The following is a 7867-nucleotide window of genomic DNA, read 5'->3' as shown; positions in this document are numbered from 1 at the left end:
CGTCGCCATCGTCGCAACCATGCGAAAGCTGCTCACCATCCTCAACGCCATCATCCGGGACCGCAAACCATGGCAAAACGCTTGACCCACAAGACAGTCGCTCTCCCCGCTTGCGGGGAGAAGGGAACGCTTGGCAACGCTTTCGTTCCCTTGAAATCTAAAGCATCTCCAGGAAAAGTGCGAAGCGGTCTTCCACCAGGGAATGCGTAAAAACAAAGAGTTAGAACGCTTCTTCGACGCAGCCTAAAGCGGGAACGCACTAGAATACGATTGAAGCTGCAATGCCCGGAGCGTCGGGCAACGTTCAAGTGCGGGGCAGAGCGCTGAGGAAAGACTTCTTATCACCGAAGCGCCAGGAATAGCGGTGACAGTGGGCCGGCCCGGCGAAGACCTATCGCGTGGCAAGTCCCCTCTCCCCGCAAGCGGGGAGAGGGTTAGGGTGAGGGGCTGGTCCCCGCCTAACGCCTAGAACTCAAGCCTTGGGAAAGGCACGCTCGAGGCCGCCGGATTTCGTCAGGCCGGTTCTGAACGCCTGGTAGGCCGGATGCTGGCTCGCGCGGGCGGCTTCCATCAGGCGCATCTGCAGCCGGGCGGGTGCCGCGTTGCCGAGCCATTGTCCGAGCTTGTCGAGCTTCAGCGAGTTGAGGAAGCGCGCTTCGGAGGCGATATCGAGATAGCGGTAAAGCCCTTCCAGCAACCGATCGTCCTGCTCGGGATTTTCCATCAGCAGTCGGACAAAGGCCTGATCCGCTTCGCCAAATGCCGAAAGCTTGTCGGCAACGGTGTCCTTATCGGGAAAGGAAGCGGGTCCGGCGTTCATGTCAGTGTCTCCAGGCGAATCTCGTTTCATTCGGGATAGGTCAGGCCGACAGGGTACGCAAGCATCGGTGCATACTTGGTGCTCTACAAAATATCTAATATTGACAAAAAATCTAGAATCGATCATTGCAATGACATGAACATCGAACCCGCCATCGCCTTCGACATTGCCATGCATGCGCCTTCGGCCGCCGCCATCAGCGCCTTGCTCTATCCGCATGCGGAGGTCGTGCTGCATGACCTCAGGCACGGAACCGTCGTCGGCATCTGGAATGCTTCCTCCGGCCGTGCGGTCGGCGAGGATTCGCTGATCGAGGAAGAGTTCGGCACGGTTTCGGGCGCGGAAAGCGTGCTCGGGCCCTACGAGAAGACCGGCGCCGACGGCCGTCGCATCAAGTCCGTCTCGGCGGTGCTTCGCGATGCCAAGGGCGACGCGGCGGGCCTGCTGTGCGTCAATCTCGACGTCTCGATGATCGACAATGCCGTGAAGCTGCTTTCCGCCTTTGCCGGCGCTGAGCAACCGCGGCCGCAGGCGCTGTTTTCGCGCGACTGGCGCGAGGAGATCAACGCGTCGCTGCATGACTGGTTGAAGGAGCGAGGGCTGGCGCTTGCAGCGCTGAAGCGGACAGACCGCGTGGCGCTGGTGGCAGCCCTTGAAGAGCGCGGCCTGTTCAAGACCCGCAACGCTGTCGACCATCTCGCCAGCCTGATCGGCACCTCGCGCGCCTCGATCTACAACTATCTCGCCGCCGCCCGTAGCGACGCTTCCTGATCACGACGAAGACATCGATTTCGCCGTCCGCCGGACGCCGCGAGTGGAGGATCCGATATGACCACCTTGCCAGACTTCCGCCTCGAAATGCATTTCTCCCGTTGGGAGTTCAAGGCGCGTCATCATATGACGGCAAGCGACAGCGAAACCATCGCCATGAGCGAACTGCTGGCACTGGCCGACGACGCGGACCGCGAAGCCTGGGACAAGCTGACGCTCGGTTATACCGAAACCTACGGCGCGCCGGCATTGCGCTCGGCGATTGCGTCCACCTATCAGGGGCTTTCGGCTGCTGACATTCTCTGCTTTGCCGGGGCGGAGGAGGGGCTTTACTGCGCCATGCTGGCGCTGCTCGGTCCTCAGGATCATGCGATCGTAACGGTACCCAACTACCAGTCGATGGAAACGCTGCCGGTGACGATCGCCGCCTCGGTGACCGGCGTGCCGCTGCGCCCCGAAAACAACTGGCGGCTTGATATCGTCGACGTGCGCGCGGCGCTGAAGCCGAACACAAAAATGATAGCCGTCAACTTTCCCAACAACCCGACGGGCTCGATCGCCGATCAGCAGACCTTCAAGGCGCTGGCCGAGCTCTGCGCCGAACGCGGCATTCACCTTTTCAGCGACGAGGTCTATCGCGGGCTGGAACGTGACCCGGCACTGAGACTGCCGCAGGCGGCCGAGCTGTTCGAACGCGGCATCTCGCTTAACGTCATGTCCAAGGCCTATGGCCTTCCGGGCTTGCGCATCGGCTGGATCGCCTGCCGTGATCATGCGGTGCTCGAGCGCATGGAGAAGATGAAGCACTACCTGTCGATCTGCAATTCGCGCCCGTCCGAGGTTCTGGCGACCATCGCGCTCAAGGCGCGCGAGCATCTGCTTGATCGCAATCGCGCGCTTTGCGCCGCCAACCTCGAAAAGCTCGGGGCCTTCTTTGCCGCGTTCCCCAATCTCTACGAATGGCGCGAACCGGATGGCGGCTGCGTCGGTTTTGCCCGCTATCTCGGGGCTGATGGGGTCGAGACCCATTGCCGTCGTCTGGTCGAGGAGTCCGGCGTGCTGCTGCTGCCATCGAGCCTGTTCGTGTCGGACCTGTTGCCGGTCGCCCAGGATCGTTTCCGCGTCGGCTTTGGCCGCAGGGACATCGAGGTCGGGCTGGAGGCCTGGCGGCAGCATCTTCGGGCCGACAGTGGCGTCAAGCGCAGCGCCTGATTTCCGGGGGCATTCGTGCCCCCTGAAAGACCACTGGGGCACGGGCGCAGCACGGCACGATATGGGCATGCCTTAGAATGCGCATATATGTGGATATATTGGTGCGTCCGATGGCTGCCTAAGTAAGGTCATGTTAACCAACCGGCCCACCTAGGCGCTTTTCCTATATGCACTACAGAACTGAAATCGATGGACTGCGCGCGCTCGCTGTCGTGCCCGTATTGCTCTTCCATGCTGGCTTTGGGTTTCTCGGTGGTGGTTTTGCCGGTGTCGACGTTTTCTTCGTCATCAGCGGCTTTCTGATCACCTCGATCATTCATCGCGAAATCCGCGAGGGCAGCTTCAGCATCGTATCGTTCTATGAGCGCCGCGCCCGCCGGCTGGCGCCGGCCCTGCTGCTCGTCTGCGCCGTCTGCATTCCCTTTGCTGTCATGTGGATGCTGCCGCAGGAACTCAACAGTTTCGGCAAGAGCCTCTATGCCGTAAACCTGTTTGCCTCGAATTTTCTCTTCTGGGACCAGACCGGGTATTTCGAGCCGTCGACCGAACTGATGCCGCTTCTGCACACCTGGTCCCTGGCCGTTGAAGAACAATTCTACGTCATCTTCCCGCTGCTGTTGCTGGCGCTGCGGCGGTTTTCGACGGCGACGGTGCTGAAGGTGGTCGTCGCCAGCATCTTCCTCAGCTTTGCTGCGGCGCAGGTGCTGGCCTTCGTCGACCCGGCCGCGAACTTCTATCTGCTGCCGAGCCGCTTCTGGGAGCTCGGCGCCGGTGCCGTTCTGGCACTCGGCGGGGTGGACCGGCTGCCGGTCGCCAAGGGCCGGCGCGAACTGCTGGCCGGCGTTGGGTTGCTCGCGATCGTCGCAAGTTATGTTCTTGTCGAGCAGTCCCCCGCCTATCCCGGGTGGGCGACCGTGCCGGTCGTGCTTGGAACCGCGCTGGTGCTGGCCTTTGGCCGTCGCGATACGCTGGTCGGCAAGCTGCTTTCGGTCCGGCCGCTGGTGGCGATCGGGCTGATCAGCTACAGCCTCTATCTCTGGCATCAGCCGGTCTTCGCTTTTGCCCGGCTGCGGGCGATCGATGAGATCCCGCCCGCGGGCTACGTCGGCCTGATCGTGCTATGCATCGCGCTTGCCACTCTTAGCTGGCGCTTCGTCGAGCAACCGTTCCGTCAGCGCGGGAAGGTCGGTCGCGGTGCCGTTTTCGGGGCAACGCTGGCGGCGGGTGCGGTGGCGCTGGCCGTCGGTTTCGGTTTCGACGGGACCGACGGGTTCGCCTCGCGCAATCGGGAACTCGCGCGCATGACCGAGCCCAGCGTCGGCATCAGCAAGGAATGCGATGCGGTCGTCGACCTCAAATGCGCCACCAGCCGCTCGCCCGAAATCGCCGTTTGGGGCGACTCCTATGCCCGCCACCTCGTCGACGGCATCATCGCATCGAAGCCCGATGTGAAGCTGGTGCAGCTGACGAAGACCAACTGCGGACCGTTTTTCGATCTTGCACCTGTGGTTCCCCGGCTGGGGCGGGAATGGCCGCTCGCCTGCGCCGAGCACAATGCCGAGGTCAAGCGGTTCCTGCTCGCCAACAAGTCGATCCGCTATGTCGTGCTGTCGTCGCCGCTCAACCAGTACCTGACCGAAGACAAGGTGCTTGTCGGCGGCACGCGGGAGATGCCGTCGGAGATCAAGACGCTCACCGACAATTTCCGCGCGACGCTCGCCTGGCTGGAGGCGAACGGCTTTGAAACCGTCTTCGTCGCGGCGCCGCCGCGGAACGGTCGTGACACCGGGCTTTGCGTGGCGCGCGCGCGGCTTCTCGGAGATCCGATCGAGCGTTGCGAACTGCCGCTGCGGGATGTGAAGACCAACGACAAGGACATGCTGTCGGTGCTTGCCGACATCGCTGACGAATATCCGGTCGTCAGCTTCATGGGCTATCTCTGCGACGAGGATAGCTGCAAGGTCGAGGACAAGGGTGTCGCCCTGTTCGAGGACCATGGTCATTTCTCGGCGCAGGGCTCACGGCAGATGGGCCGCTCGTTCGATTTCTACCGGATCTTCACCGATGCGGCCGACCGCGATCTGCTTTCCGAACGCATGCTGCCCGTCGCAGCCTACGACCTTGCCGGCTTGCATGCGCCTCAGACGCCGTCAGCGGGCGTTCCTCGATAGAACAGGACTTCCGCGCAGCCGCGCCGGAACGCCACAAACGAAAACGCTCCGGATCAGGTGATGCCGGAGCGCTTTATTCTTGTCGATCTTGCGTGCCTTCGAGCGTGTCCGGTTTAGACGGTGTCGCAGAAACGCTCTATCTCTTTGTTTCGACGCATTTCCTGACGGAAAACCGTTGCGCACTTTTCCTGGAAATGCTCTCAGCCGCGGCGGCTGCGCCGTTCGCGGGCTGGTGCCGACGGACCTTCGTTGGCCGTCTTGTTGCGCAATGGGCCGATCCTTTCGATGATCAGGTCGAGCGTCGGGCGGTCGCGCAGCGAATGCTCGTCGAGCGCAACCCGCATGGCGGCCAGGTGCCCGCAGGTGGTGCCGCAGCAGCCGCCGATGATCTTAGCGCCGGCGTCGGCTGCCAGCCGCGCATATTCCGCCATCAGGGGCGGTGTGCCGGAGTAGTGGATCTCGGAGCCGCGGAATTCCGGAATGCCGCAATTGCCCTTGACGATCACGGTTGCCTCGGGGTTTGCCGAGGTCATGTCGAGCAGGGAAGACAGGATGTCGGACGCGCCGACGCCGCAATTGGCGCCGACGGCGACCGGGCCATCGCCCAGGTCCTTGGCGACATCGTGGATGTCCTTGGGATGCAGGCCCATCATGGTCTTGCCGGCGGTGTCGAAGGAGCCGGTATAAACGTAGGGCAGGCCAACCTTGGCGGCGGCTTCGGCGGCGGCGCGGATCTCGTCCGGCGAGGACATGGTCTCGATCCAGGCGACTTCGGCGCCGCCGGCCTTCAGGCCCTCGATCTGTTCGACGAAAGCCGAGACGGCATCCTCGTAGGACAGCGCGCCGAGCGGGATCAGCAGCTCGCCGGTCGGGCCGACGGAGCCGGCGGTGATGACCTTGCGCGGCGCCTTGTCAGCGACGGCGCGGGCGATTTCGGCGGCGCGCCTGTTGAGTTCGTGCACGCGGTCCTGGGCGTGGTGCAGCTTCAGGCGATGGCGGGTGCCGCCGAAGGAATTGGTCAGGATGATGTCGGCGCCGGCATCGACGAAGTCCTGATGCAGCTTGGTGATGTTCTCCGGCCTGGTCTCGTTCCAGATTTCCGGCGCTTCGCCGGCTTCCAGGCCCATCGCAAACAGCGAGGTTCCCGTGGCGCCATCGGCAAGAAGTACGCCCTTTTCGGCGATGAGGTCGGAGAGAACATTGGCGGCAAGGGTCATCGGCTTTTCCCGGCTAGAATGAATGCAGTGAGATATAAAGATATCTTTATGTCTTTGCAAGCATTCGCGCGATCGGCCCGCGACTATTGTTGGCGGCGCAGGCCCATGCGCCCGGCAAGACCGAGCCCGAAGATGGCAAGCGCCGTCAGCAGCCACATCGGGTCGGCGCGGTTGAGGAAGAAGCTTTCGAGCATGGCGTTGTAGGTCATGAAGATGACGACCATGACGCAGAAGTCGGCAAACGCACGCCCCTCCGGCCGGCGCGAGGCGCTGATGTAGTCGAAGAGTGGTTTGACGAAGAGAAGCAGGCTCATGAGGATGCCGCCCGGCAGGCCGAACGTCAGCGCGGCGTCGAGATAGCTGTTGTGGCCGGCGACGATGCCGCGCACGTCCCAGTTCGCTTCGAAATTGGCCTCGAGCCCCATGATGACAGGCGAGAGCCAGAAGCTGGAATAGCCCTGGCCGAACCACGGGTGCTCGGCAATGCTTTCGCTGGCAAACTTCCAGATGTCGTCGCGGCCGGTGAAGGTGGGGTCGTCGATGATCGCCTTGGTGACTGAGAGCAGGGCGTCGGAATAGATCGTGCCGAGCGTCAGCCCGAAGATCAACACCGACATGGCGAGGTGGGCGACGATCATCAGACCGGGACTGCGAACGACGCGTCCGGCAAGCACCAGCGTGATGGCGATCGGCAGGAAGCCGATGGTGGTCTTGGAGCCGGTGTGCAGCACGAAATTTGCGGCGAGCAGGGTGATCGCCCAGCCGCGAAGCGTGGCGCCGGAGCGCAGGCAGTAGATGCCGAACATGCACAGGATCGAAAATACCGGCGCCGAGACGTTCTTGTGCAGCAGATGGCCGCGCCAGAAGCCGGCATGCCAGGGTTCGCCGCCGGCCGCCGAGTGAATGGCCAGGTCCGGCGCCACGATGAGCGCCGCATAGTCGATCAGGATGAGGAGCAGGATGGCATTGGCCCCGGCATGAACGAAATCCTCCTCGCTGCGCGGCAGCACCAGCACGCCTGCCACCATGATCATCGCCACGAGGCTGAGCGTCAGGCCGCGGGCGGAGGCCGCCGGATCGTAGGACTGCAGGCAGGAGAAGTAGGCGATGGCGAAGATCACCGCCCAGGCCGGCGAGACGAGCCGCGCCAGAACCCGTTTGTCGACGACGAGCAGCATCGCGAACAGGTAGACCGCGCCGAGCACGAGGTAGCCGACCTGGTTGATGATGTTGCCGTCGTTGGCGGCACTCGGATCGGTCTCCATGGCGCCCTGAAAGGGCATGAGCGTGAAGACCATGAGGAAAAGCCCGAGACCGGACAGAAGCGAAGCCAGATGACGCGTCAGCTGTGCGAGCCCGGCGTCGTAGCTTAACCGCGCCGGCACCTGATGCCGTCGCGTAGGAAAGTCTGCCGTGGCGGGGATCCGTTGCATGAGGGCGCCGAGATTGCTGAGGCGAGGACGCCGCCGACACGACGCCGCCTCCTGTTTCGCAGTCCCTGTCGGCACCGCACGGAGCGGGCCGGGACCTGGCTTAGAGGATGGCGCAATTGGGTTAAGGTCGAATGAAACGAGGCATCGGCCAGATCCGGCATCTTTTTGCAAAACCGGCGATTTTGCCTTGCCCCGACAAGCGGTGCCCAATCCCTTCCGAGTTGCGCCGGATGCTCATTACCG

The 7867-nt window shown here is 63.0% G+C and carries 6 protein-coding genes; 3 read left to right on the top strand and 3 right to left on the bottom strand.

Going from position 1 to position 7867, the window contains the following annotated elements:
* Positions 1-472: 472 nt before the first annotated feature.
* Positions 473-820, bottom strand: a complete 348-nt coding sequence (locus AC244_RS33520; RefSeq protein WP_053253145.1) for a hypothetical protein — start codon at positions 818-820, stop codon at positions 473-475.
* Positions 821-955: 135 nt separating this feature from the next.
* Between AC244_RS33520 and AC244_RS33515 the strand changes: the two genes are divergently transcribed.
* From AC244_RS33515 to AC244_RS33505, 3 genes are all read left to right on the top strand, one after another.
* Positions 956-1591, top strand: coding sequence for a transcriptional regulator (locus AC244_RS33515; protein ID WP_053253144.1), 636 nt, complete (start codon positions 956-958; stop codon positions 1589-1591).
* 57 nt (positions 1592-1648) lie between these two features.
* Positions 1649-2803, top strand: coding sequence for an aminotransferase class I/II-fold pyridoxal phosphate-dependent enzyme (locus AC244_RS33510; RefSeq protein ID WP_053253143.1), 1155 nt, complete (start codon positions 1649-1651; stop codon positions 2801-2803).
* 167 nt (positions 2804-2970) lie between these two features.
* The gene (locus AC244_RS33505) at positions 2971-4974 is read left to right on the top strand and encodes an acyltransferase family protein (protein ID WP_053253142.1); all 2004 of its coding nucleotides are present in this window, start codon (positions 2971-2973) and stop codon (positions 4972-4974) included.
* A 200-nt stretch (positions 4975-5174) separates the two neighbouring features.
* Here the strand turns inward: AC244_RS33505 and bmt are convergent, their stop codons facing one another.
* Together bmt and AC244_RS33495 are read right to left on the bottom strand one after the other, a co-directional pair.
* The gene (gene bmt, locus AC244_RS33500) at positions 5175-6191 is read right to left on the bottom strand and encodes a betaine--homocysteine S-methyltransferase (protein WP_053253141.1); all 1017 of its coding nucleotides are present in this window, start codon (positions 6189-6191) and stop codon (positions 5175-5177) included.
* A gap of 83 nt (positions 6192-6274) precedes the next feature.
* Positions 6275-7624: an O-antigen ligase family protein gene (locus AC244_RS33495; RefSeq protein ID WP_082367332.1), complete on the bottom strand. Its 1350-nt coding sequence runs from the start codon at positions 7622-7624 to the stop codon at positions 6275-6277.
* Positions 7625-7867 lie beyond the last annotated feature (243 nt).

The organism is Ensifer adhaerens (assembly GCF_001270265.1).
GTDB lineage: Bacteria > Pseudomonadota > Alphaproteobacteria > Rhizobiales > Rhizobiaceae > Ensifer > Ensifer adhaerens_B.
The sequence above is the reverse complement of the archived record's forward strand: the minus strand, read 5'-3'. Positions and strand labels throughout refer to the sequence as shown.